The 24,637-nt window shown below is 62.9% G+C and carries 21 protein-coding genes; 9 read left to right on the top strand and 12 right to left on the bottom strand.

Annotation, left to right across the window (positions count from 1 at the left end):
- Positions 1 to 9: 9 nt before the first annotated feature.
- The 8 genes from D906_RS01360 to D906_RS01325 all read right to left on the bottom strand — a co-directional run bounded on the left by D906_RS01360 (position 10) and on the right by D906_RS01325 (position 9,854).
- Positions 10 to 1,968 carry a DNA topoisomerase III gene (locus D906_RS01360; protein ID WP_027608787.1) on the bottom strand — a complete coding sequence of 653 codons (1,959 nt, stop codon included), beginning with the start codon at positions 1,966 to 1,968 and terminating at the stop codon, positions 10 to 12.
- Positions 1,969 to 2,134: 166 nt separating this feature from the next.
- Positions 2,135 to 2,563 (bottom strand): GNAT family N-acetyltransferase, encoded by a 429-nt coding sequence (locus D906_RS01355; RefSeq protein WP_019096721.1) that lies wholly within the window; start codon positions 2,561 to 2,563, stop codon positions 2,135 to 2,137.
- A complete protein-coding gene (locus D906_RS01350; RefSeq protein WP_016711508.1) occupies positions 2,556 to 3,722 on the bottom strand; it encodes a cupin domain-containing protein in 1,167 nt (388 codons plus the stop codon). The genes D906_RS01355 and D906_RS01350 overlap by 8 nt, the downstream gene beginning before the upstream one ends.
- A gap of 81 nt (positions 3,723 to 3,803) precedes the next feature.
- Entirely contained in the window at positions 3,804 to 5,174 is a 1,371-nt protein-coding gene (purB, locus tag D906_RS01345) for an adenylosuccinate lyase (protein WP_033693092.1), read from the bottom strand.
- Positions 5,175 to 5,277: 103 nt separating this feature from the next.
- The gene (gene hflD, locus D906_RS01340; protein WP_016711506.1) at positions 5,278 to 5,904 is read right to left on the bottom strand and encodes a high frequency lysogenization protein HflD; all 627 of its coding nucleotides are present in this window, start codon (positions 5,902 to 5,904) and stop codon (positions 5,278 to 5,280) included.
- Entirely contained in the window at positions 5,901 to 7,025 is a 1,125-nt protein-coding gene (mnmA, locus tag D906_RS01335; RefSeq protein ID WP_016711505.1) for a tRNA 2-thiouridine(34) synthase MnmA, read from the bottom strand. Before mnmA ends, hflD begins: the two co-directional genes overlap by 4 nt.
- A 59-nt stretch (positions 7,026 to 7,084) precedes the next feature.
- The gene (locus tag D906_RS01330; protein WP_016711504.1) at positions 7,085 to 7,525 is read right to left on the bottom strand and encodes an NUDIX hydrolase; all 441 of its coding nucleotides are present in this window, start codon (positions 7,523 to 7,525) and stop codon (positions 7,085 to 7,087) included.
- A gap of 103 nt (positions 7,526 to 7,628) precedes the next feature.
- On the bottom strand, positions 7,629 to 9,854 hold the full coding sequence (locus D906_RS01325) for an NADP-dependent isocitrate dehydrogenase (protein ID WP_019096725.1): 2,226 nt from the start codon (positions 9,852 to 9,854) through the stop codon (positions 7,629 to 7,631).
- Positions 9,855 to 10,268: 414 nt separating this feature from the next.
- Between D906_RS01325 and icd the strand changes: the two genes are divergently transcribed.
- Complete coding sequence (icd, locus tag D906_RS01320; RefSeq protein WP_027608788.1) at positions 10,269 to 11,525, top strand: NADP-dependent isocitrate dehydrogenase; 1,257 nt, start codon at positions 10,269 to 10,271, stop codon at positions 11,523 to 11,525.
- Between the two features lie 69 nt (positions 11,526 to 11,594).
- Here icd and cspD read toward each other — a convergent pair whose 3' ends face one another.
- Positions 11,595 to 11,855 (bottom strand): cold shock domain-containing protein CspD, encoded by a 261-nt coding sequence (cspD, locus tag D906_RS01315; protein WP_019096726.1) that lies wholly within the window; start codon positions 11,853 to 11,855, stop codon positions 11,595 to 11,597.
- Positions 11,856 to 12,085: 230 nt separating this feature from the next.
- On the opposite strand from cspD, the gene clpS reads away from it, so the two are divergent.
- Together clpS and clpA are read left to right on the top strand one after the other, a co-directional pair.
- Positions 12,086 to 12,448: an ATP-dependent Clp protease adapter ClpS gene (gene clpS / locus D906_RS01310; RefSeq protein WP_013973290.1), complete on the top strand. Its 363-nt coding sequence runs from the start codon at positions 12,086 to 12,088 to the stop codon at positions 12,446 to 12,448.
- A gap of 30 nt (positions 12,449 to 12,478) precedes the next feature.
- The gene (gene clpA / locus D906_RS01305) at positions 12,479 to 14,749 is read left to right on the top strand and encodes an ATP-dependent Clp protease ATP-binding subunit ClpA (protein WP_019096727.1); all 2,271 of its coding nucleotides are present in this window, start codon (positions 12,479 to 12,481) and stop codon (positions 14,747 to 14,749) included.
- Between the two features lie 158 nt (positions 14,750 to 14,907).
- On the opposite strand, the gene infA is transcribed toward clpA, so the two are convergent.
- From infA to aat, 3 genes are all read right to left on the bottom strand, one after another.
- Positions 14,908 to 15,126 carry a translation initiation factor IF-1 gene (gene infA, locus D906_RS01300; RefSeq protein WP_002553999.1) on the bottom strand — a complete coding sequence of 73 codons (219 nt, stop codon included), beginning with the start codon at positions 15,124 to 15,126 and terminating at the stop codon, positions 14,908 to 14,910.
- A gap of 101 nt (positions 15,127 to 15,227) precedes the next feature.
- A complete protein-coding gene (locus D906_RS01295; protein ID WP_016711499.1) occupies positions 15,228 to 15,935 on the bottom strand; it encodes an arginyltransferase in 708 nt (235 codons plus the stop codon).
- 56 nt (positions 15,936 to 15,991) lie between these two features.
- Positions 15,992 to 16,672, bottom strand: a complete 681-nt coding sequence (gene aat / locus D906_RS01290; protein WP_019096728.1) for a leucyl/phenylalanyl-tRNA--protein transferase — start codon at positions 16,670 to 16,672, stop codon at positions 15,992 to 15,994.
- 297 nt (positions 16,673 to 16,969) lie between these two features.
- On the opposite strand from aat, the gene D906_RS01285 reads away from it, so the two are divergent.
- From D906_RS01285 to cysG, 6 genes are all read left to right on the top strand, one after another.
- Positions 16,970 to 19,534, top strand: coding sequence for a DNA translocase FtsK (locus D906_RS01285; protein ID WP_371059034.1), 2,565 nt, complete (start codon positions 16,970 to 16,972; stop codon positions 19,532 to 19,534).
- Positions 19,535 to 19,596: 62 nt separating this feature from the next.
- Positions 19,597 to 20,220: an outer membrane lipoprotein chaperone LolA gene (gene lolA / locus D906_RS01280; RefSeq protein ID WP_019096729.1), complete on the top strand. Its 624-nt coding sequence runs from the start codon at positions 19,597 to 19,599 to the stop codon at positions 20,218 to 20,220.
- A gap of 12 nt (positions 20,221 to 20,232) precedes the next feature.
- Positions 20,233 to 21,558: a replication-associated recombination protein A gene (locus D906_RS01275; RefSeq protein ID WP_025753662.1), complete on the top strand. Its 1,326-nt coding sequence runs from the start codon at positions 20,233 to 20,235 to the stop codon at positions 21,556 to 21,558.
- On the top strand, positions 21,555 to 21,929 hold the full coding sequence (crcB, locus tag D906_RS01270) for a fluoride efflux transporter CrcB (RefSeq protein ID WP_019096731.1): 375 nt from the start codon (positions 21,555 to 21,557) through the stop codon (positions 21,927 to 21,929). The genes D906_RS01275 and crcB overlap by 4 nt, the downstream gene beginning before the upstream one ends.
- 30 nt (positions 21,930 to 21,959) lie before the next feature.
- Positions 21,960 to 23,240 (top strand): serine--tRNA ligase, encoded by a 1,281-nt coding sequence (gene serS, locus D906_RS01265; protein ID WP_016711493.1) that lies wholly within the window; start codon positions 21,960 to 21,962, stop codon positions 23,238 to 23,240.
- The gene (gene cysG, locus D906_RS01260) at positions 23,241 to 24,632 is read left to right on the top strand and encodes a siroheme synthase CysG (protein WP_016711492.1); all 1,392 of its coding nucleotides are present in this window, start codon (positions 23,241 to 23,243) and stop codon (positions 24,630 to 24,632) included.
- Positions 24,633 to 24,637 lie beyond the last annotated feature (5 nt).

Genomic DNA, 24,637 nt, shown 5'->3' with positions numbered 1-24,637 from the left:
GCATAAACCTCAGGTTGTCGCTTTTCTCCGAGGCTGACGCGGCTTGCTGGCGGCCGACTTGCTGCCAGCCGTTTTGCTTTTCCCGCCACCGCGCCGCTTCTTCTTCCAAGGCGCCGCCGCCCCGGCAGCCGGCCCGCTGATGGTCATGCGCATGCCGCTGCACCGCTCGACCAGCTTGCCCATCCACGCCGACTGCCGGGCGACGAATTCTTCCAGGCTCATCTCGCCACTTTGCACCATGTCCAGCGCCTGCTCCCAGATCGCCGTGGTGCCAGGGTCGGCGATGGCGCGGGGCACGGCATCGATCAGGCTGAAGGCCGCGGGCGTTGCGGCCAGTGCCTTGCCATTCTTCACCAGGTAGCCTCGGTCAAGCAGGCCCTGGATGATACTGGCGCGGGTGGCCTCGGTGCCGATGCCGGTGGTTTCCTTGAGCTTCTGCTTCAGCCGTGGATCATCCACCAGCTTGGCCACGTTCTTCATCGCCTTGATCAGGTCGCCTTCTGTGAAAGGCTTGGGCGGCTGGGTCCACAGGTCTTTCAGTTGCAGGCCTTGTACATTGCAATCCTGGCCTTCGCGCAGTGCCGGCAGTACTTGGGCGGGTGGCGCTTCGCGGCCCTTGGCCGGGGTCAACGCCTCGGGCAGGGCGCGGCGCCAACCCGGCTCGACAATCTGCTTGCCCACCGCGCGCAGGGCATGGCCGGCACAGTCGAAGTCGGCCTGGGTCCGGTCATACTCATGGTTGGGCAGGAACTGCGCCAGGTAGCGGGCGCGGATCAGGGTATACACCGCCTTGTGCTTGGCCGGCAGGCGCGACGGGTCGCTGGCGGCGGCGGTGGGGATGATGCCGTGGTGGGCGCTGACCTTGGCGTCGTTCCATGCCCGCGAGCGGCGCTGCGGCTCCAGGTAGGGCTGTAGAGGCGCCAGGCTGGCATCGGCCCGTTGCAAGGCGGCGAGGATGGCCGGCGCTTCGGCGTGCTGGCTTTGCGGCAGGTAACCGCAGTCGCTGCGCGGGTAGGTGATCAGCTTGTGGGTTTCGTACAGGGCCTGGGCGATGTCGAGGGTTTCCTGGGCGCCGAGGCCGAACTTTTTCGAGCACAGCTCCTGCAGGGTGCCGAGGTCGAAGGGGAGTGGTGCGGCTTCACGCACGCGCTCGGTGGCAACCTTGACGGCGCGGGCCGTGCCGGCGTTACCGATGTCGGTGGCCGCTTGTTGTGCCAAGGCGTGCTTCAGGCAGCGGCCTTGGTCGTCGCAGGCGTCCTCGGGGGCGCGCCATTGGGCATTGAAGTGTTGGCCGGCGTGTTCCAGTTGCACATCGATGGCCCAGAACGGCACGGGCACGAAGTCGGCGATGCTGCGGTCGCGGTCGACCACCAGGCGCAAGGTGGGCGTTTGCACCCGGCCCACCGGCAACACGCCCTGGTAGCCGGATTGGCGGCCCAGCAGGGTGAACAGCCGGCTCATGTTCATGCCGATCAGCCAGTCGGCGCGCGAGCGGCCCAGCGCCGAGTGGTACAGGTTGAAGGTTTCGTGGCCGGGCAGCAGGCGGGCCAAGGCCTTGCGGATGGACGCGTCGTCCAGTGCCGACAGCCACAGGCGTTGCACCGGGCCGCGATAGCGGCAATGTTCGACCAGTTCGCGGGCGATCATTTCGCCTTCGCGGTCGGCGTCGGTGGCGATCACCAGTTCCCGCGCTTCGCCAAGCAGGCGTTTGACCGCTTTGAACTGGCTGGCGGTCTTGGGCTTGACCAGCATCTTCCACTTGTCCGGGATGATCGGCAGGTCGGCCAGGTTCCAGCGCTTGTAGCGTTCGTCGTAGCTGTCGGGCGGGGCGGTTTCCAGCAGGTGGCCGATGCACCAGGTGACGCAGACGTCGGTGCCTTGCCAGCAGCCGTCGCCCTTACGGTTCGCGCCGAGCACTTTGGCGATGTCTTTTGCCTGGGAGGGTTTTTCGCAGAGGAACAGGCGCATGGCCGGAAACGCTTCATCGGGGGTGATGGGCACTAGGATGCGCAAGCGGGGGCGCGGAGGCAAGTTTTATCTGGATGGATGTACAGGTTTTTGTCAGTGAACGTGTCATTGACCTGTGCCGGCCTCTGCGCGGGCTTGCCCGCGCAGAGGCCGGTGCCGTTGTGGGTCAGGCGCGCGAGTCGCGCACCATGTCCACGTGCGGGATGCCGGCTTCGAGGAATTCCTCGCTGACTACGCGAAAGCCCAGGCGCTCGTAGAACGGCGTGGCATGCACCTGAGCGCTGAGCATTTGCTGCTTCAGGTCGCGGTTCTGCGCTTCGACGATGACTGCGTTCATGAGCGCGTCACCCACTTTCAAGCCGCGCCAGTCCTTCAGCACCGATACCCGGCCGATAGTCCCGTCTGGCAGCAGGCGGGCAGTGCCGATCGGGTAGTCGCCTTCCAGGGCCAGGAAGTGTGCAGCGGTCGGGTCATCCGAGTCCCACTCCAGCTCCGGCGGTACATGCTGTTCGGCAATGAACACCGCCTCACGGATACGGCGAATGTCGGCGTTGTCTTTGTGCCAGTCGGCGAGGCGAACGCTGATCTTATTCATTGGCGAATCCCAGGCTTCCTTGTTTGACCAGCTGCTGTACCAGCATAAGGCCATCTTCGTCTTGCAGCCAGTCTGCCAGGTTGTCGATATGCAGGGCATCGGCCGCGCACACCAGCTTCAGCAGCTCGCGCAGTTTGCCCGGCAGCGGGCAGCTGCGGCCGCTGGCGAACAGCAGCAGGTCGTCTTCGAATTCCGACCAGGCCAGGCGTGCGCTTGGGTTGCGGATCAGGATGGCGCCTTGTTCCAGGGCATCGATCAGCTCTTCTTCGCTCAGCTCTTCGCCAACGATCTGCTCGGGGTAACGCGGCTCGGTCATGAACTGACCGAACCAGGTCAGCAGCAGGTCCTTGTCGTTCATGTGCTTGTCGAGCAGCGCCTTGAGGCGGTCGAGGGCGTCGTGCTGGATCTGGTGCGGGTCGCTGGCCGGCTGGGCGTCGGCATCGCTGTAGCGCTCTTCGTCAGGCAGGAACTGGCCCAGGAAGTCGGTGAAGTGGGTCAGCACTTCGGCGGCGCTTGGGGCGCGGAAGCCGACCGAGTAGGTCAGGCAGTCGTCCACGGCCACGCCGTAGTGGGCCAGGCGCGGTGGCAGGTAGAGCATGTCGCCTGGCTCCAGGGTCCATTCTTCACTCTGCTCGAACTCGGCCAGGATACGCAGGTCGGCGTGCTCCAGCAGCGGGCTGTCGCTGCTGCACATCTGGCCGATCTTCCAGTTACGCTGGCCGTGGCCCTGCAGCAGGAAGACGTCGTAGTTGTCGAAATGCGGGCCAACGCTGCCACCCGGGGCGGCGAAGCTGATCATCACGTCATCGATACGCCAGCTGGGCAGGAAGCGGAAGTTTTCCAGCAGTTCGGCCACTTCCGGGACGAACTGGTCCACGGCCTGTACCAGCAGGGTCCAGTCTTTTTCTGGCAGCTCGGCGAAGGTGTCTTCGTTGAACGGGCCGCGGCGCAGCTCCCACGGGTGGGCGCCGTGCTCCAGCACGATACGCGACTCGACTTCGTCTTCCAGGGCCAGGCCGGCCAGTTCGTCGGGGTCGATGGGGCTGATGAAGTCCGGGAAGGCCTGGCGCACCAGCAGCGGCTTCTTCTGCCAGTAGTCGCGCATGAATTCGCGGGCCGAGATGCCGCCGAGCAGCTGCAGTGGAGTATCAGGATTCATGTTCAACCTATTGAAAAAACGTAATTTTCGTACGGGAATAAAAACGCCCGGCCAGGCCGGGCGTTGTACGCGACGGTCAGCTTAGATGCGTTTGGCCTGTGCTGCCGCGTTACCGATGTAGGTAGCGGGGGTCAGCAGCTTGAGCTCGGCCTTGGCGTCGGCTGGCATGTCCAGGCCGTCGATGAAGGTCAGCAGTGCGTCCGGGGTGATGCCCTTGCCACGGGTCAGCTCTTTGAGCTTCTCGTAGGGGTTTTCGATGTTGAAGCGGCGCATCACGGTCTGGATCGGCTCGGCCAGCACTTCCCAGCAGGCGTCCAGGTCGGCGGCGATGCGGGCTTCGTTCACTTCCAGCTTGCCGATGCCTTTCAGGCTGGCTTCGTAGGCGATGACGCTGTGGGCAAAGCCCACGCCCAGGTTACGCAGCACGGTGGAGTCGGTCAGGTCACGCTGCCAGCGCGAGATCGGCAGCTTGCTGGCCAGGTGCTGGAACAGCGCGTTGGCGATACCCAGGTTGCCTTCGGAGTTTTCGAAGTCGATCGGGTTGACCTTGTGCGGCATGGTCGACGAGCCGATTTCGCCAGCGACGGTCTTCTGCTTGAAGTAGCCCAGCGAGATGTAGCCCCACACATCACGGTCGAAGTCGATCAGGATGGTGTTGAAGCGGGCAATGGCGTCGAACAGCTCGGCGATGTAGTCGTGCGGCTCGATCTGGGTGGTGTACGGGTTGAACTGCAGGCCCAGCTCGTCTTCGATGAAGGCGCGGGCGTTCTGCTCCCAGTCGATCTGCGAGTAGGCCGACAGGTGGGCGTTGTAGTTGCCCACGGCGCCGTTGATCTTGCCCAGCAGCGGCACGGCGGCAACCTGGGCGATCTGGCGCTCCAGGCGGTACACCACGTTGGCCAGTTCTTTGCCCAGGGTGGTCGGCGAGGCTGGCTGGCCGTGGGTGCGCGACAGCATCGGCACGTCGGCGTGGGCGTGGGCCAGGGCACGGATGGCGTCGGCGATCTGGCGCATCAGCGGCAGCAGCACGTCGTCACGGCCGGCGCGCAGCATCAGGGCGTGGGACAGGTTGTTGATGTCCTCGCTGGTGCAGGCGAAGTGGATGAATTCGCTGACCTTGGCCAGCTCAGGCAGCTTGGCGGCCTGCTCCTTGAGGAGGTATTCGATCGCCTTGACGTCGTGGTTGGTGGTGCGCTCGATTTCCTTGACCCGCTCGGCGTGTTCCAGCTTGAAATCGGTGGCCAGGCTGTCCAGCAGGGCGTTGGCTTCGGCGGAGAACGCCGGCACTTCGCCGATCTGCGGGTGGGCGGCTAGGCGCTGCAGCCAGCGCACTTCGACCAGGGCGCGGAAACGGATCAGGCCGAATTCGCTGAAAATGGGGCGCAAGGCCTGGGTTTTGCCGGCATATCGGCCGTCTACAGGGGAAACCGCAGTGAGCGAAGAAAGCTGCATGGGGTGTTCTCGGACAGTCAGGCTTTTGGAAGGGCGCATATCATACATGAAAATCGCGCCCGAGTCGGGTGGCTGACCAAAGGTCGGGCCTATAAAAGCGTCTTCAGGAAGGCGAACGCATCATGTCGTACAGTTCGTTCAGCAACTTGCGTCGGCTGAACACCAGCTGCCAGCGGTGCCCGCCCAGCTGGCGCCACAGGCGCGCGGCGCGGATGCCGGCCAGCAGCAGGGCACGGATCTTGGAAGCGTTGCTGGCCTGCTGCAGGAAACGCATGTCGCCATGCACCTGGATGCGCTGGCGCAAGGTGCTGAGCGTGTCCTGGTACAAGGCTCCACTGGAAGCAATGACGTTTTCATGAACCAGGCCGAAATGCTCGGCCTGGGACTGGATTTGCGGCAAGCGGTTGCCGATGGTGTCGAGCAGGTCGCCACGCTTGTTCAGCTGACGCTCCAGGCCCAGCATCGACAGGGCATAGCGCAGCGGCTCGCGCTGCAGGCTGCTGGGGTCGCGCTCCAGGGCGCCTGCCAGTGCACGGTAGCCGTCGCGCAGGTTCAGGTCGTCGCCGCCGAACACCTCCAGGGTGTCCTTGGGGTCACGCACCAGCAAACTGCCGAGCATGCAGCCAATGTTGGCCTCGCTGGCCTGGCCGGTGCGGGCGATACGGTCAACCAGCACGGCAGCCTGGAATACACCGCCCAGGGCAATCAATTGCTCCTGCAGGTTGCTCATGCGCGCGGGCTCCACGGCTCGGCGGCTTCGATCACACCACCGCCCAGGCACACTTCGCCGTCGTAGAACACCACCGACTGGCCCGGGGTGACGGCGCGCTGCGGCTCGTCGAACACGGCGCGGTAGCCGGTTTCGGTCAGCTCAAGGGTGCATTGCTGGTCGCTCTGGCGGTAACGCACCTTGGCAGTCAGCTGGCGTGGGCGGCTGAGGTCGATCGGGTTGACCCAGAAAATTTCCGAGGCGAGCAGGGCGCGGGAGAACAGCCATGGGTGTTCGTTGCCCTGGCCGACCACCAGCACGTTGCGGGTCAGGTCCTTGTGCAGCACGTACCACGGCTCGTCACCGGCGTCTTTCAGGCCACCAATCCCCAGGCCCTGGCGCTGGCCGATGGTGTGGTACATCAGGCCATGGTGGCGGCCGATCACTTCACCTTCGGTGGTTTCGATATCGCCCGGCTGGGCCGGCAGATACTGCTTGAGGAAGTCGCTGAAACGGCGCTCGCCAATGAAGCAGATGCCGGTGGAGTCCTTTTTCTTGGCGGTGGCCAGGCCGTGCTTTTCGGCGATGGCGCGCACCTCGGGCTTTTCCAGTTCGCCGACCGGGAACAGGGTGCGGGCGATTTCCTTGCCGCCGACGGCGTGCAGGAAGTAGCTCTGGTCCTTGTTCGGGTCCAGGCCCTTGAGCAGTTCGGTGATCTCACCGGTGTCGCGGCGGCGTACGTAGTGGCCGGTGGCGATCAGGTCGGCACCCAGCGACAGGGCGTAGTCGAGAAACGCCTTGAACTTGATTTCGCGGTTGCAGAGGATGTCTGGGTTGGGCGTGCGGCCAGCCTTGTACTCTTCAAGGAAGTGCTCGAACACGTTGTCCCAGTATTCGGCGGCGAAGTTGGCGGTGTGCAGCTTGATGCCGATGCGGTCGCACACGGCCTGGGCATCGGCCAGGTCTTCGCGGGCGGTGCAGTATTCGGTGCCGTCGTCTTCTTCCCAGTTCTTCATGAACAGCCCTTCCACCTGGTAGCCCTGCTCCATGAGCAGAAGGGCGGAGACGGAAGAGTCCACGCCGCCGGACATGCCGACGATGACGCGGGTCTTGGCGGGGTCTTTGAGTGCTGGGCTGGTCATGGGTACCGGTGTGTATCAGAGGGGAAAAACGCCGATTCTATCAAACCCGCGACGTTGCGTCAGTCGCGTAGCAGTTCGAGGCTGTGCAAGGGGCCTTTGAGGTAGTCGTCGAGGCAGCGCGGCACCAGCTCGCTGCGCCAGCGGGTGGGGTCGGCCAACAGTTCGTCTTGGCTCAGCCACACGGCGCGGACGATGTCGCTGTCCAGGGCCAGGTCGGCATGGTGGCGCACGGGGCGGGCGGCAAAGCAGATGCGCTGGTAGGTCACGCCGTTGCTGGGGGCGGTGTAGAGGTAGATGCCGACTACACCGGTGAGCTCGACTTCCCAGGCGGTTTCTTCCAGGGTTTCGCGCAGGGCGGCCTGGGGCAGGGTCTCGTTGGGTTCCAGGTGGCCGGCGGGTTGGTTGAAGACGTGCTGGTTGGCTTTGAATTCTTCGACGAAGAGGAACTTGCCTTCGTGTTCGACGATAGTGGCGACGGTGATGTGGGGTTGCCAGGTCATTGGTGAGTCCTTTTGCATGATTGGGCCGCAAAGCGGTCTCATTTCCCAGAAAGCACAAACCCCGGTGCGTGGCCGGGGTTTGTGTTGTTACTTCAAGCGAACCTTACAGGGCGGCAATGGCGCTGTTCAGGGTCTGGCTTGGGCGCATCACCTTGGCGGTCAGCTCGGCATCCGGGGCATAGTAGCCACCGATGTCGGCTGGCTTGCCCTGAACGGCGTTGAGCTCGGCGACGATAGTCTCCTCGTTCTCGGTCAGGGTTTTTGCCAGCGGGGCGAAGCGTGCCTGCAGGGCAGCGTCGTCAGTCTGGGCAGCCAGGGCCTGGGCCCAGTACAGGGTCAGGTAGAAGTGGCTGCCGCGGTTGTCGATACCGCCAACTTTGCGCGAAGGCGACTTGTTGGTGTCGAGGAACTTGCCGGTAGCCTGGTCCAGGGTGTTGGCCAGAACCTTGGCACGCGGGTTGTCGTAGGTGTTGCCCAGGTGCTCCAGGGAAGCGGCCAGGGCCAGGAACTCACCCAGCGAGTCCCAACGCAGGAAGTTCTCTTCAACCAGCTGCTGCACGTGCTTCGGAGCCGAACCGCCGGCGCCGGTTTCGAACAGACCACCGCCGTTCATCAGTGGCACGATCGACAGCATCTTGGCGCTGGTGCCCAGTTCCATGATCGGGAACAGGTCGGTCAGGTAGTCACGCAGCACGTTGCCGGTCACCGAGATGGTGTCCTTGCCTTCGCGGATGCGGGCCAGGGAGAACTTGATGGCGTCGACCGGAGCCAGAACGCGGATGTCCAGGCCGGTGGTGTCGTGATCTTTCAGGTACTTCTGCACCTTCTCGATCATCACGCCGTCGTGGGCGCGGGCCGGGTCCAGCCAGAACACCGCAGGGGTGTTGCTCAGGCGGGCACGGTTGACGGCCAGCTTGACCCAGTCCTGGATCGGCGCGTCTTTGGTCTGGCACATGCGGAAGATGTCGCCAGCTTCGACGTTCTGCTCAAGTACGACGTTACCTTTGCCATCGACCACGCGCACAACGCCGTCGGCCTTGATCTGGAAGGTCTTGTCGTGGGAGCCGTACTCTTCGGCCTTTTGCGCCATCAGGCCAACGTTCGGCACGCTGCCCATGGTGGTTGGGTCGAAGGCGCCGTTTTTCTTGCAGTCTTCGATGGTGGCCTGGTAGATGCCAGCGTAGCAACGGTCCGGGATCACGGCCTTGGCGTCTTGCAGTTCGCCAGCGGTGTTCCACATCTTGCCCGAGTCACGGATCATGGCCGGCATCGAAGCGTCGACGATGACGTCGCTCGGTACGTGCAGGTTGGTGATGCCTTTGTCGGAGTTGACCATGGCCAGGGCTGGGCGCTGGGCGTACAGGGCCTGGATGTCGGCTTCGATTTCGGCCTGCTTGTCGGCTGGCAGGTCCTTGATGCGGGCGTACAGGTCGCCGATGCCGTTGTTGGCGTTGAAGCCTACTTCAGCCAGTGCGGCGGCGTGTTTGGCCAGCACGTCGTTGTAGAACTCTTCTACGATGACGCCGAACATGATCGGGTCGGAAACCTTCATCATGGTCGCTTTCAGGTGCACCGACAGCAGTACGCCGGAGGCCTTGGCATCGGCGATCTGCTCGGCGATGAAGGCTTTCAGGGCCTTGCGGCTCATGGTGGCGCAGTCGATGATTTCGGCGGCCTTGACGGCGGTCTTTTCTTTCAGGACGGTGGTGTTGCCGTCTTTGGCAACCAGCTCGATGCGCAGGCTGTCGTCAGCTTCGATCAGGGCAGCTTTTTCGCTGCCGTAGAAGTCGCCTTGGGTCATGTGGGCAACGTGCGACTTGGAGTCGGCGGCCCAGGCGCCCATCTTGTGTGGGTGCTTGCGGGCGTAGTTCTTCACCGACAGCGGCGCGCGGCGGTCGGAGTTGCCTTCGCGCAGCACCGGGTTCACGGCGGAACCCTTGATGCGGTCGTAGCGGGCGCGGGACTCTTTCTCGTCCGCGGTGGCCGGCTCGTCGGCGTAGTCAGGAATGTTGAAGCCCTTGCCTTGCAGTTCCTTGATCGCGGCTTTGAGCTGCGGTACCGAGGCGCTGATGTTCGGCAGCTTGATGATGTTGGCTTCAGGGGTGGTAGCCAGCTGGCCCAGTTCCGCCAGGTGATCGCCTACTCGCTTCTCTGCGCCCAGTTGCTCCGGGAAGGCGGCAAGGATACGGCCGGCCAGGGAGATGTCGCGGGTTTCGACGGCGATGTCAGCCGAAGCGGTGAAGGCTTCGACGATCGGCAGCAGCGAGTAAGTGGCGAGGGCGGGGGCTTCGTCGGTGAAGGTATAGATGATCTTGGAACGGGTGGGCATGCGGGTTAACTCTCTGTGTGCTGAGCGTGCTCGAGTCTCGTGGTGCGCAGGGTAGGCGCATCGCCCTGGCAACGCCATGAGCGGAAAGTCGAGAGGCTGCGAGCGGTGATGGTGGATGCATCAGTCGAGCGTCAAGTGCTGAACTGCGGTAACAGCCCAGGCTTTACGGCCATTCATGGCCTAGGGCGGTCCGCATTTTCCTGGGATTCGCCCCGATGACCCTTCGGTCGCGGCGGAGTATACCAAACCATTCGGGCTAATCAGCAAGGCCAAGTGATATCGGCCCATTTATAAGACCAAAGACTAAGCGGCAATGTGGCGGGTTGTCGCATGCCTTGCAGGTCGGCAGATGTGGTTTAGGCTCATTGCATCGCATGATGTCCAAACCACACCCGACAGCGGAGTAGTGCAAGCATGGGATACCAGAAAATCAAGGTTCCGACCGACGGCACCAAGATCACCGTCAATGCAGACCATTCGCTTAACGTGCCTGACCACCCGATCATTCCTTACATCGAAGGTGACGGGATCGGCGTCGATGTTTCGCCCGTGATGATCAAGGTGGTCGATGCCGCCGTGCAGAAGGCCTACGGCGGCAAGCGCAAGATTGCCTGGATGGAAGTGTACGCTGGCGAGAAGGCCACCCAGGTGTATGACCAGGACACCTGGCTGCCTCAGGAAACCCTCGACGCCGTGCGTGATTACGTGGTGTCGATCAAAGGCCCGCTGACTACTCCGGTGGGTGGCGGCATCCGCTCGCTCAACGTGGCGCTGCGCCAGCAACTGGACCTGTATGTGTGCCTGCGCCCGGTGCTGTGGTTCCAGGGTGTACCGAGCCCGGTGAAAAAGCCTGGCGACGTCGACATGGTGATTTTCCGTGAGAACTCCGAGGACATCTATGCCGGCATCGAGTGGAAGGCCGGCTCGCCCGAGGCCAACAAGGTGATCAAGTTCCTCAAGGAGGAAATGGGCGTCACCAAGATCCGCTTCGACCAGGACTGCGGCATTGGCGTGAAGCCGGTCTCGAAAGAAGGCACCAAGCGCCTGGTGCGCAAGGCCCTGCAATACGTGGTGGACAATGACCGCGAGTCGCTGACCCTGGTGCACAAAGGCAACATCATGAAGTTCACCGAAGGTGCCTTCAAAGACTGGGGGTACGAAGTGGCCCGGGATGAGTTTGGCGCCGAACTGCTCGATGGCGGCCCGTGGATGAAGTTCAAGAACCCCAAGACCGGCCGCGAGGTGATCGTCAAGGACGCCATCGCCGACGCCATGCTGCAGCAGATTCTGCTGCGCCCGGCCGAGTACGACGTGATCGCCACCCTCAACCTCAACGGTGACTACCTGTCCGACGCGCTGGCGGCGGAGGTAGGCGGTATCGGTATCGCGCCGGGCGCCAACCTGTCCGACACCGTGGCCATGTTCGAGGCCACCCACGGCACTGCGCCCAAGTATGCCGGGCAAGACAAGGTCAACCCGGGGTCGGTGATCCTGTCTGCAGAGATGATGTTGCGGCACATGGGCTGGACCGAGGCGGCCGACCTGATCATCAAGGGCACCAATGGCGCGATTGCGGCCAAGACCGTGACCTACGACTTCGAGCGGCTGATGGACGGGGCGACGCTGGTGAGCAGCTCAGGCTTTGGTGATGAAATGATCAAGCACATGTAAGGCAAGAGAAAACCGGTCGCCAGGGTAAAAGGGCGACCGGTTTTTTCGTACTACGACACGGGGCGGCGATCAGGCGCGTACGGTTTCGCTTGCGGCCTGGCCTTGGGCTTTGGCAGCCGCAGCGGCAGCGGCGTCCATTATCTTCACCGCGTGCAGGCCTTTGGGGCCCTGGATGATCTCGAACTCCACGGCCTGGCCCGCCTTCAGTGTCTTGTATCCGTCCATCTGGATGGCCGAGTAATGAGCGAAAAGGTCATCGGATTTACCTTCCTCGTTGATGAATCCGTAGCCCTTGGCATTGTTGAACCACTTGACTTTACCGCTTGCCATCCCTATGTCCCTCTGCAAAGGACTCCATCACTGGAGTATCATCCACTTCATCCGCATACGAACCTTGCGAAAAATCTGGTTGACTGCGCGGATCTTTATCGACCACGGTGGGTTCTTATTGGTTGTAACACCGTTTTACCGATAGTCAAGGTCGCCCGGCGCGTGCGCCATTCGTGGCCTGTGCGGTCAACCCACAACCTTAACCTGACGCTCATGATGAAATTCTTTCCATGCATGCACCTAGTGAGATTCGACTAACATTCAATCAGGATCGCCCGCAATCGAATGAGGACGACGGCTCAGGTCTTGCAGTTCAGGAAGCCAAGCCGATCCTGCAGGCGCCACCGATGTACAAGGTGGTTTTGTTCAACGATGACTACACGCCGATGGATTTCGTCGTCGAAGTGCTCGAGACGTTCTTCAATCTGAACCGCGAGCTGGCGACCAAGATCATGCTGACCGTCCACACCGAAGGGCGGGCAGTGTGCGGATTGTTTACCCGTGACATCGCCGAAACAAAGGCTATGCAGGTCAACCAATACGCCAGGGAAAGCCAGCATCCGCTACTCTGTGAAATCGAGAAGGACGGTTAATCGCCGACCACTTGGGTATGAGGTGAAGCTATGTTAAACCGCGAGCTCGAAGTCACCCTCAATCTTGCCTTCAAGGAGGCCCGTTCGAAGCGTCATGAGTTCATGACCGTCGAGCATCTGCTGCTGGCACTCCTTGACAATGAGGCTGCCGCGACCGTTCTGCGCGCCTGTGGCGCCAATCTCGACAAGCTCAAGCACGACCTGCAAGAGTTCATCGATTCCACTACGCCGCTGATTCCTGTCAACGACGAAGACCGTGAAACCCAGCCGACTCTGGGCTTCCAGCGGGTGCTGCAGCGTGCCGTGTTCCACGTGCAAAGCTCTGGCAAGCGCGAAGTGACCGGCGCCAACGTGCTGGTGGCGATCTTCAGCGAACAGGAAAGCCAGGCTGTGTTCCTGCTGAAGCAGCAGAGCGTGGCCCGCATCGACGTGGTCAACTACATCGCCCATGGCATCTCCAAGGTGCCGGGGCATGGTTCGCAATCTGAAAGCGACCAGGACATGCAGGACGACGAGGGTGGTGAAACCTCCTCTTCGAGTAATCCGCTCGACGCCTATGCCAGCAACCTGAACGAGCTGGCCCGTGCTGGTCGTATCGACCCGCTGGTGGGCCGCGAGCAGGAAGTGGAGCGCGTGGCGCAAATCCTGGCACGCCGGCGCAAGAACAACCCGTTGCTGGTGGGTGAGGCGGGCGTCGGCAAGACGGCTATCGCCGAAGGCCTGGCCAAGCGCATTGTCGATGGCCAGGTGCCCGACCTGTTGGCACAAAGCGTGGTGTATTCCCTTGACCTGGGCGCGCTGCTGGCCGGTACCAAATACCGTGGCGACTTCGAGAAGCGCTTCAAGGCGCTGCTCGGCGAGCTGCGCAAGCGCCCGCAGGCGATCCTGTTCATCGACGAAATCCACACCATCATCGGTGCCGGTGCGGCATCGGGCGGGGTGATGGATGCCTCCAACCTGCTCAAGCCGCTGCTGTCGTCGGGTGAGATCCGTTGCATCGGCTCGACCACCTTCCAGGAATTCCGCGGCATCTTCGAGAAGGACCGCGCCCTGGCACGCCGCTTCCAGAAGGTGGATGTCAGCGAGCCGTCGGTCGAAGATACCGTGGGCATTCTGCGCGGCCTGAAAGGGCGCTTCGAGAGCCACCACAACATCGAGTACAGCGACGAAGCCCTGCGCGCCGCCGCCGAACTGGCCTCGCGCTACATCAATGACCGGCACATGCCGGACAAGGCCATCGATGTGATCGACGAAGCCGGTGCCTACCAGCGCCTGCAGCCGGAGGCCATGCGCGTCAAACGCATCGATGTGCCTCAAGTCGAGGACATCGTCGCCAAGATCGCGCGGATTCCGCCGAAGCACGTCACCAGCTCCGACAAGGAACTGCTGCGTAACCTTGAACGTGACCTGAAGCTGACCGTGTTCGGCCAGGACCAGGCCATCGACTCGCTGGCTACTGCCATCAAGCTGTCCCGTGCTGGCCTGAAGTCGCCAGACAAGCCTGTCGGTTCATTCCTGTTCGCCGGCCCTACCGGCGTCGGCAAGACCGAAGCGGCGCGCCAGCTGGCCAAGGCGCTGGGCGTTGAGTTGGTGCGGTTCGACATGTCCGAGTACATGGAGCGCCACACCGTATCGCGTCTGATCGGTGCGCCTCCTGGTTACGTAGGGTTCGACCAGGGTGGCTTGCTGACCGAGGCGATTACCAAGCAACCGCACTGCGTATTGCTGCTCGACGAAATCGAGAAGGCCCACCCGGAAGTCTTCAACCTGCTGCTGCAAGTGATGGACCACGGTACCCTGACCGACAACAACGGGCGCAAGGCCGACTTCCGTAACGTGATCCTGATCATGACCACCAACGCTGGCGCGGAAACGGCAGCGCGGGCCTCGATCGGCTTCACCCATCAGGACCACGCGTCCGATGCCATGGAAGTGATCCGCAAGAGCTTCACGCCAGAGTTCCGCAACCGCCTGGATACCATTATCCAGTTCGGCCGCCTGAGCACCGAGACGATCAAGAGCATCGTCGACAAGTTCCTTATCGAACTGCAGGCGCAGCTGGAAGACAAGCGTGTGCTGCTGGAAGTCAGCGATGCCGCACGCGGCTGGCTGGCGGTGTCGGGCTACGACGTGCAGATGGGGGCGCGGCCGATGGCGCGGCTGATCCAGGACAAGATCAAGCGGCCGCTGGCCGAGGAGATCCTGTTTGGCGAACTGGCCGAGCATGGTGGTGTGGTGCACGTCGACCTGCGCGATGGCGAACTGGTGTTCGACTTCGAGACCACGGCTGAGGTGGCGTGATACAAGGGCCGCTTTGCGGCCTATCGCGAGCTATGCTCGCTCCTGCGGGGGGTATCGCGACCCCATGTAGGAGCGAGCGCAGCTCGCGATGGCCGCGACGCGGTTCTGACAGGTACAAAAAAGCCCGGCACATGGCCGGGCTTCTTCATGGCTTGAGCTTAGCGCGCACGGTAAGTGATGCGGCCCTTGCTCAGGTCGTATGGGGTCAGTTCGACGCGGACCTTGTCGCCAGTGAGAATACGGATGTAGTTCTTGCGCATCTTTCCGGAGATGTGCGCGGTTACGACGTGCCCGTTTTCCAACTCCACGCGGAACATGGTGTTGGGCAGGGTGTCGACGACAGTACCTTCCATTTCGAAGCTGTCTTCTTTCGACATGCAGTAGAGCCCTCGGATCCAGTGTTGGCCCGACGCATATCCGCATCGGGCAAAAAAGTGGCGTGGATTATGCCCGAAAACTGCGTGTCAAGCCAATGCTTTCAGTTGAGGGTGACCCAGCGCTGGTTTATCAGCAATTCGATGGGCCGATACTGCGTCTTGTAGTTCATTTTCTTGCAGTTCTTGATCCAGTAACCCAGGTATACCGCCTCCAGGTCCTGGCGCAGGGCTTCGGTGATTTGCCACAGGATGGCAAAGCGGCCCAGGCTGCGTCGCTCTTCGTCCGGTTCGTAGAAGGTGTACACCGCCGACAGGCCGTTGGGCAGCAGGTCGCATACGGCCACTGCCATCAAGCGGCCTTCCAGGCGAAACTCGTAGAACCAGCAGAACGGCAGGTCGCGCACCAGAAAGGTGGAAAACTGGTCGCGGCTGGGCGGGTACATGTCACCGTCGGCGTGGCGTGTTTCGATATAGCGCCGGTACAGCTCGAAGTACTCTTCCTTGAACGTTGGGCGCGCCGCCGTCACGGTCAGGTCGGCATTGCGCTTGAGGATGCGCCGTTGCTGGCGGTTGGGGATAAAGCGCGCCGCCGGGATGCGTGCCGGCACGCAGGCGTTGCAGTTCTGGCAGTGCGGGCGGTACAGATGGTCGCCACTGCGGCGGAAGCCCATCTCCGACAGGTCGGCGTACACGTTCACGTCCATCGGCTGGCTGGGGTCGAGGAACAGCGTGGTGGCCTGCTCCTCGGGCAGGTAGCTGCAGGAGTGGGGCTGAGTGGCATAAAACTTCAACCGCGCCAACTCTGTCATGATCAACCCCCTCGGTGAGACTTTGTTTTAAGTGTAAGCCAGCTACGGGAACTCGCCTAGGCAACCCACGTGGCGCTGTTGGGCTGGTCGAGGTGGCGTGCCAGGTAGCCGGCGAATTCGGCGCGGCTGATGGCGTGGGCGCCCAGGCTGTGCAGGTGGTTGGTGGGCATCTGGCAGTCGATCAGCACAAACCCGGCCTGGCGCAGGTGGTTGACCAAGGTCACGAAGCCGACCTTGGAGGCGTTGTCGGCGCGGCTGAACATCGATTCACCGAAGAACAGCTGGCCCATGGCCAGGCCATACAGGCCGCCGACCAGTTCGCCGTCCTGGCGCACTTCCACCGAGTGGGCAATGCCGCGTCGGTGCAGTTCGCAGTAGGCGTTGCGCATGGTGTCGGTGATCCAGGTGCCGTCGGCGTAGTCGCGTGGCGCGGCGCAGGCGGCGATTACAGCCGGGAAGTCGGTGTCGAAGCTGACCTGGTAGCGGCCTTGGCGCATCAGCTTGGCCAGTGAGCGTGATACGTGCAACTGGTCGGGCAACAGCACCGTGCGCGGGTCGGGTGACCACCACAGGATCGGTTGGCCATCCTGGTACCACGGGAAGCAACCGTGACGATAGGCCTGGACCAGGCGCTCGGGGGTAAGGTCGCCGCCGGCGGCCAGCAGGCCGTTGGGGTCGTGCAGGGCCTTTTCCAGGGGCGGGAAGGTCAGCGAGTCGCGGGTCAGCCAGGTAAGCATGGTCTATCGTGCGGTGGGGGAGGGGAGAGGGCAGCATGGCTTGCACGCATGGCAGGGTCAATGGTTGTGGCTTCTTTGCGGGGGATGAATTCAGGCAATTTCCTACACATTCATGAAACCGCAGGCACCATCCGCTACATTTGCTGTCACACCTGTGCAAAAACACAGCATAAGCCTTTGTCACAAAAGAAAATGCATGCTCAAATTGCAGGTATATGAAAGTCGCCCCCGGCCAAACCCCCATACGGCGTGCCGCCATGGCGGCTGTCGGGCAGTAATGTTAAAAGTAGTGGTTCATTGGCCGCACCGCCGGCCGATCACTATTGGACGCGCAGCACGCGCAGGAATAGACGCGTTTTGAAGAAATCCACCGCAACCCCAGCTCCCTTGCCCGTGCCCCTGTGGCGGCAGCAGCTGCATTATCGCCTCAAGGAAGGTGCGTTGATCGCTGTCGGCGCCCTGTGCCTGTACCTGTGGATGGCCCTGCTGACCTACGACACCTCGGACCCGGGCTTCAGCCACACCGCCACCGTCGACCAGGTGCAGAACGCCGCCGGGCGTGCTGGCGCCTACTTCGCCGATATCCTGTTCATGGTGCTGGGTTACTTCGCCTATATCTTCCCGCTGCTGCTGGCGGTGAAGACCTGGCAGATCTTCCGCGAACGCCACCAGCCGTGGGACTGGAGTGGCTGGCTGTTCTCCTGGCGGTTGATCGGCCTGGTGTTTCTGGTGTTGTCTGGGGCGGCGCTGGCGCATATCCACTTCCACCCGCCGGCGAGCCTGCCGTTCTCTGCAGGTGGCGCATTGGGCGAAAGCCTTGGTGACCTGGCGCGCAACCTGCTGAACGTGCAGGGCAGCACGCTGATGTTCATTGCCTTGTTCCTGTTCGGCCTGACGGTGTTCACCGACTTGTCGTGGTTCAAGGTGATGGACCTGACCGGCAAGATCACCCTCGACCTGTTCGAGCTGGTGCAGGGCGCCGCCAACCGTTGGTGGGAAGCCCGCAACGAGCGCAAACGCCTGGAGGCGCAACTGCGCGAGGATGAGCCGGTGATCAAGCCCGCGCCGATGGCTGCCGAGAAGCGTGAGCCGGCCAAGCCGGCGTTGCGTGAGCGCATTTTCAAACGTGAAGAAGCGCCGGCCCCAGTCGTTGAGCCCCGTGAGCCGACGCTTGGTCGTGAGCCTGTTGTGCCACCACGTGAGGCCGCCCGTGAGCCCGTAGTGCCCCGTGAAACCGTGGTCCCGCGCGAGCAGCACGCCGCCCCGACCATCGTGCCACCCGCCGCCGCCAAGGCCCCGGAGCCGAGCAAGCGGGTGATGAAGGAGAAGCAGGCACCGCTGTTCATCGACAGCGCGGTAGAAGGCACCTTGCCGTCGATTTCCATCCTCGACCCTGCCGAGCAGAAGAAGATCGAGTATTCGCCAGAGTCCCTGGCCGGTGTCGGCCAACTGCTGGAAATCAAACTCAAGGAATTCGGTGTAGAAGTGGCGGTGGACTCGATCCACCCCGGCCCGGTGATTACCCGTTACGAAATCCAGCCGGCCGCTGGCGTGAAGGTCAGCCGCATCGCCAACCTGGCCAAGGACCTGGCGCGCTCGCTGGCCGTGACCAGTGTGCGCGTGGTCGAGGTGATCCCCGGCAAGACCACCGTGGGTATCGAGATCCCCAACGAAAACCGGCAGATGGTGCGCTTCTCCGAGGTGCTGGCCACCCCGCAGTACGACGAGCAGAAGTCCCCGGTCACACTGGCCCTGGGCCACGACATCGGCGGCAAGCCGGTGATTACCGACCTGGCCAAGATGCCCCACCTGCTGGTGGCCGGTACTACCGGCTCCGGTAAGTCGGTGGGTGTGAACGCGATGATTCTGTCGATTCTGTTCAAGTCGAGCCCGGAAGACGCGCGGCTGATCATGATCGACCCGAAAATGCTCGAACTGTCGATCTACGAAGGCATCCCGCACCTGCTGTGCCCGGTGGTCACCGACATGAAGGACGCCGCCAACGCCCTGCGCTGGAGCGTGGCCGAGATGGAACGGCGCTACAAGCTGATGGCGGCCATGGGCGTGCGTAACCTGGCCGGCTTCAACCGCAAGATCAAGGACGCCCAGGAAGCTGGCGAAATCATCCACGACCCTCTGTACCGCCGCGAGAGCATGGACGACGAGCCGCCAGCGCTGAAAACCTTGCCGACCATCGTGGTGGTGGTGGACGAGTTCGCCGACATGATGATGATCGTCGGCAAGAAGGTCGAAGAGCTGATCGCCCGTATCGCCCAGAAGGCGCGGGCAGCCGGTATCCACCTGATTCTCGCCACCCAGCGCCCGTCGGTGGATGTCATTACCGGCCTGATCAAGGCCAACATCCCGACCCGCATGGCGTTCCAGGTGTCGAGCAAGATCGACTCACGCACCATCATCGACCAGGGTGGTGCAGAGCAGCTGTTGGGTCATGGTGACATGCTGTACATGCCACCGGGCACCAGCCTGCCAATCCGCGTCCACGGTGCGTTCGTTTCCGACGACGAAGTGCACCGTACGGTCGAGGCGTGGAAGCTGCGTGGCGCGCCGGATTACAACGACGACATCCTCAACGGTGTGGAAGAAGCCGGCAGTGGCTTCGATGGCGGCGGCGGTGGTGGTGGTGATGGTGAAGATTCGGAGAGCGACGCCCTGTATGATGAGGCCGTGCAATTCGTGCTGGAAAGCCGCCGCGCGTCCATCTCGGCAGTGCAGCGCAAGCTGAAAATCGGTTACAACCGCGCCGCCCGCATGATCGAAGCCATGGAAATGGCCGGTGTGGTCACCCCCATGAACAGCAACGGCTCGCGGGAAGTGATTGCCCCGGGCGGCCCGCGCGACTGAAGAACACCTTGCCGGGCGCCAACGGTGGCGCCCGGCCTTTTCAATGCTCAATGAGGATTCCCATGCGCGCGATTCGCATGCTGTTGGTTTCTGCCCTGACCCTGGGCTCGGTTACTGCTTATGCCGGTGAGCAAGACGTACAACGCCTGACCCAGCTGCTGGAAAAGTCGCAGACCATCGAGGCCAATTTCTCCCAGCTGACCCTCGGCGCCGATGGCACCAGCCTGCAGGAAACCTCGGGCAAGATGGCGGTCAAGCGCCCGGGCCTGTTCTACTGGCACACTGATGCGCCGCAGGAGCAGGTCGTGGTTTCGGACGGAAAGAACGTCACCCTGTGGGACCCGGATCTGGAACAGGCCACCATCAAGAAGCTCGATGTGCGACTGAACCAGACCCCTGCGCTGCTGCTGTCCGGTGATGTGTCGAAGATCAGCCAGAGTTTCGACATTGCTTCCAAGGAGCAGGGCGAGGTGATGGACTTCACCCTCAAGCCGAAGACCAAGGACACCCTGTTCGACTCGCTGCGCGTGTCGTTCCGCAAAGGCCTGATCAATGACATGCAGTTGATCGACAGTGTCGGCCAGCGCACCAACATCCTGTTCAATGGCGTCAAGGCCAACCAGGCGGTGCCGGACAGCCAGTTCAAGTTCGACATCCCCAAAGGCGCGGACGTGATCAAGGAGTAACCAGAGCCCGTCATGGACCTGTTTCGAAGCGAACCCGTCGCCCAGCCCCTGGCCGCTCGCCTGCGCCCGTCCAACCTGGACGAGTACGTGGGCCAGGAGCACCTGCTGGCGCGCGGTAAGCCGTTGCGCGAGGCGCTGGAGCAGGGTGCGCTGCACTCGATGATCTTCTGGGGGCCGCCGGGGGTGGGCAAGACCACCCTTGCGCGGCTGCTGGCGCAGTTTTGTGACGCGCATTTCGAAACCGTGTCGGCGGTACTGGCCGGGGTGAAAGAGATCCGCCAGGCCGTTGAAGTGGCCAAGCAGCAGGCCGGCCAATATGGCCGCCGCACCATCCTGTTCGTCGACGAAGTGCACCGCTTCAACAAGTCGCAGCAGGATGCCTTTTTGCCCTACGTGGAAGACGGCACGCTGCTGTTCATCGGTGCCACCACTGAAAACCCCTCCTTCGAGCTGAACAACGCGTTGCTGTCGCGGGCGCGGGTGTATGTGCTCAAAAGTCTGGACGAGGCGGCATTACGCAAGCTGGTGAACCGTGCGCTGACCGAGGAGCGCGGGCTGGGCAAGCGCAACCTGCGGGTGGGCGACGACGCCTTCAAGATGCTGATGGCTGCCGCCGATGGCGATGGGCGGCGCATGCTCAACTTCCTTGAGAACGCCTCTGACCTGGCCGAAGACGGCAGCGAGATTGACGTCGAGATGCTGCAAAGCCTGCTCGGCGATAGCCGCCGTCGTTTCGACAAGGGGGGGGAGGCGTTCTACGACCAGATCTCCGCGCTGCACAAGTCGGTGCGCGGCTCCAACCCCGATGGCGCCCTGTACTGGTTTGCGCGCATGCTCGACGGCGGTTGCGACCCGCTGTACATCGCCCGCCGCGTGGTGCGCATGGCCAGCGAGGATATCGGTAACGCCGACCCGCGAGCCCTCAGCCTGTGCTTGGCGGCGTGGGACGTGCAGGAACGCCTGGGCAGTCCCGAAGGCGAGCTGGCCGTGGCCCAGGCCATCACCTACCTGGCCTGTGCGCCGAAGAGCAACGCGGTGTACATGGGCTTCAAGACCGCCCTGCGTGAAGCGGCCGAACATGGCTCGCTGGAGGTGCCACTGCACTTGCGCAACGCCCCGACCAAGCTGATGAAACAGCTGGGCTATGGTGACGAGTACCGCTACGCCCATGATGAACCCGACGCTTATGCCGCCGGTGAAGATTACTTCCCTGATGAACTGGAGCCGCGTCAGTACTACCAGCCAGTGCCCCGTGGCCTGGAACTGAAGATTGGCGAGAAGCTACGCCACCTGGCCGAGCTCGACCGCAACAGCCCCCGTCAACGGAGAAAACCGTGATTGCACTCATCGCTGCGGTCAGCGCGGGCGGTATCGCCGGTACCTTGTTGCGCTTCGCTACCGCCAACTGGGTAGCGGCCCACTGGCCACGGCACTTCTATGCCGGTACGCTGGCGGTCAACCTGGTTGGCTGCCTGCTGATCGGCCTGCTCTACGGCCTGTTCCTGCACAAGCCGCTGGCGCCGGTCGAGCTGCGCGCCGGCCTGATTGTCGGCTTCCTCGGCGGCCTGACAACCTTTTCCTCCTTCTCGCTCGATACCGTGCGCCTGATGGAAAGCGGGCAGGTGCCCCTTGCCTTGGGCTATACCAGTATCAGCGTGGTGGGCGGGCTGCTCGCGACCTGGGTCGGCCTGTCCCTGACCCGATTCTGAACCAACACCTACTTATAACGAGAGAACGATATGCTCGATTCCAAACTGTTACGCGGCCAACTTCAGGAAGTGGCGGATCGCCTGGCCTCCCGTGGCTTCAGCCTGGATGTCGCGCGCATCGAATCACTGGAAGAGCGCCGCAAGGCAGTGCAGACTCGCACCGAGCAGCTGCAAGCCGAGCGCAACGCCCGTTCCAAGTCCATCGGACAGGCCAAGGCCAAGGGCGAAGACATCGCGCCATTGATGGCCGACGTCGAACGCATGGCCAATGAACTGGCTGCTGGCAAGACCGAACTGGACGCCATCCAGGCCGAACTGGACGGTATCCTGCTGACCATCCCCAACCTGCCGGACGCCAGCGTACCGGTCGGTGCCAGCGAAGACGACAACGTCGAAGTGCGCCGTTGGGGCACGCCGAAAGCCTTCGACTTCGAAATCAAGGACCACGTCGCCTTGGGCGAAGTCAGCGGTGGGCTGGACTTCGAAGCCGCTGCCAAGCTGTCTGGCGCCCGTTTTGCGGTGCTGCGCGGCCCTATCGCCCGCCTGCACCGCGCCCTGGCGCAATTCATGATCAACCTGCACACCGGCGAGCACGGCTACGAGGAGCACTACACCCCGTACCTGGTGCAGGCCCCGGCCCTTCAAGGCACCGGCCAGCTACCGAAGTTCGAGGAAGACCTGTTCAAGATCACTCGCGAAGGTGAGGCGGACTTCTATCTGATCCCGACCGCCGAAGTGTCGCTGACTAACCTGGTGGCCGGTGAAATCCTCGACGCCAAGCAGCTGCCGCTGAAACTGGTTGCCCACACCCCGTGTTTCCGCAGTGAAGCCGGTGCTTCCGGCCGTGACACCCGCGGCATGATTCGCCAGCACCAGTTCGACAAGGTCGAGATGGTGCAGGTGGTAGAGCCGGCCAAGTCGATGGAAGCCCTGGAAGGCCTGACCGCCAACGCCGAGCGCGTACTGCAGCTGTTGGAGCTGCCATACCGCGTGCTGGCCCTGTGCACCGGCGACATGGGCTTTGGCGCCGTCAAAACCTACGACCTGGAAGTGTGGGTGCCGAGCCAGGACAAGTACCGCGAAATCAGCTCGTGCTCCAACTGCGGCGACTTCCAGGCGCGCCGCATGCAGGCCCGCTGGCGCAACCCGGAAACCGGCAAGCCAGAGCTGGTGCACACCCTCAACGGCTCCGGTCTGGCGGTAGGCCGTACCCTGGTTGCCGTGTTGGAAAATTACCAGCAGGCCGATGGTTCGATCCGGGTGCCGGAAGTGCTGAAACCGTACATGGGCGGCGTCGAGGTTATCCGCTAAATGGATTACCTGCCGCTGTTCCACAAGCTGCAAGGCGGCCGTGTGCTGGTCGTCGGTGGCGGTGAGATCGCTTTGCGCAAGGCGCGCTTGCTGGCGGATGCCGGTAGCGTGCTGCGCGTGGTGGCGCCGGATGTCGACGGCCAGTTGGCCGCGTTGGCCCGGGAAGGTGGCGGTGAGGTGCTGGTGCGTGGCTATCAGGCCGCCGACCTGGTCGGCTGCCGGTTGGTGATTGCGGCGACCGACGATCCTGGGCTGAACGCCCAGGTGTCGGCGGATGCGCAGGCCCTTAGCCTGCCAGTCAATGTGGTGGACGCACCGGCCCTGTGCACGGTGATCTTCCCGGCGATTGTCGACCGTTCACCCTTGGTGATTGCGGTTTCCAGTGGCGGTGACGCCCCGGTGCTGGCGCGGTTGATTCGCGCCAAGCTGGAGGCCTGGATTCCGTCGGCCTATGGTGAGCTGGCCGGGCTGGCAGCGCGTTTCCGGCACAAGGTCAAATCCTTGTACCCGGATGTCAACCAGCGCCGGGGCTTCTGGGAAACCGTGTTCCAGGGGCCGATTGCCGAGCGCCAGCTGGCTGGGCAGGGCGCTGAGGCCGAACGCCTGTTGCAGGCGATGGTCGACGGCGCGCCGGTGCAGCAGGGGGGGGAGGTGTACTTGGTAGGTGCGGGCCCGGGTGATCCGGACTTGCTTACCTTCCGTGCCTTGCGCCTGATGCAGCAGGCTGACGTGGTGCTTTACGACCGCCTGGTAGCCCCCGCGATCATCGAGATGTGCCGGCGTGATGCCGAGCGTATCTACGTGGGCAAGCGTCGCGCCGACCATGCCGTGCCGCAGGATCAGATCAACCGTCTGCTGGTCGATTTGGCTCAGCAGGGCAAGCGTGTGCTGCGGCTGAAAGGTGGCGATCCGTTCATCTTCGGCCGGGGTGGCGAAGAGATCGAAGAGCTGGCCGAGCATGGCATCCCGTTCCAGGTGGTGCCGGGCATTACCGCGGCCAGTGGCTGCTCCGCCTATGGCGGTATTCCGCTGACTCACCGCGACTACGCTCAGTCGGTGCGCTTCGTAACCGGCCACCTTAAGGATGGCACCAGCAACCTGCCGTGGAATGATCTGGTAGCGCCGGCACAGACCTTGGTGTTCTACATGGGGTTGGTGGGGTTGCCGACCATCTGTGCCGAGCTGATTCGTCATGGGCGGGCGGCCAGTACGCCGGCTGCGTTGGTTCAGCAGGGCACTACGCGTAATCAGCGGGTGTTCACCGGTACCCTGGCGGATTTGCCGGAGCTGGTGGCGCGGCATGAAGTGCATGCGCCGACCCTGGTAATTGTGGGGGAAGTGGTGCAACTGCGTGAAAAGCTGGCCTGGTTCGAAGGGGCGCAAAACAGCTGATATCG

Source organism: Pseudomonas sp. LAIL14HWK12:I1, from assembly GCF_003202095.1.
GTDB classification, from domain to species: Bacteria; Pseudomonadota; Gammaproteobacteria; order Pseudomonadales; family Pseudomonadaceae; genus Aquipseudomonas; species Aquipseudomonas monteilii.
Note: the sequence above shows the minus strand (reverse complement) of the source record. Positions and strands in the feature narration are given on the sequence as shown.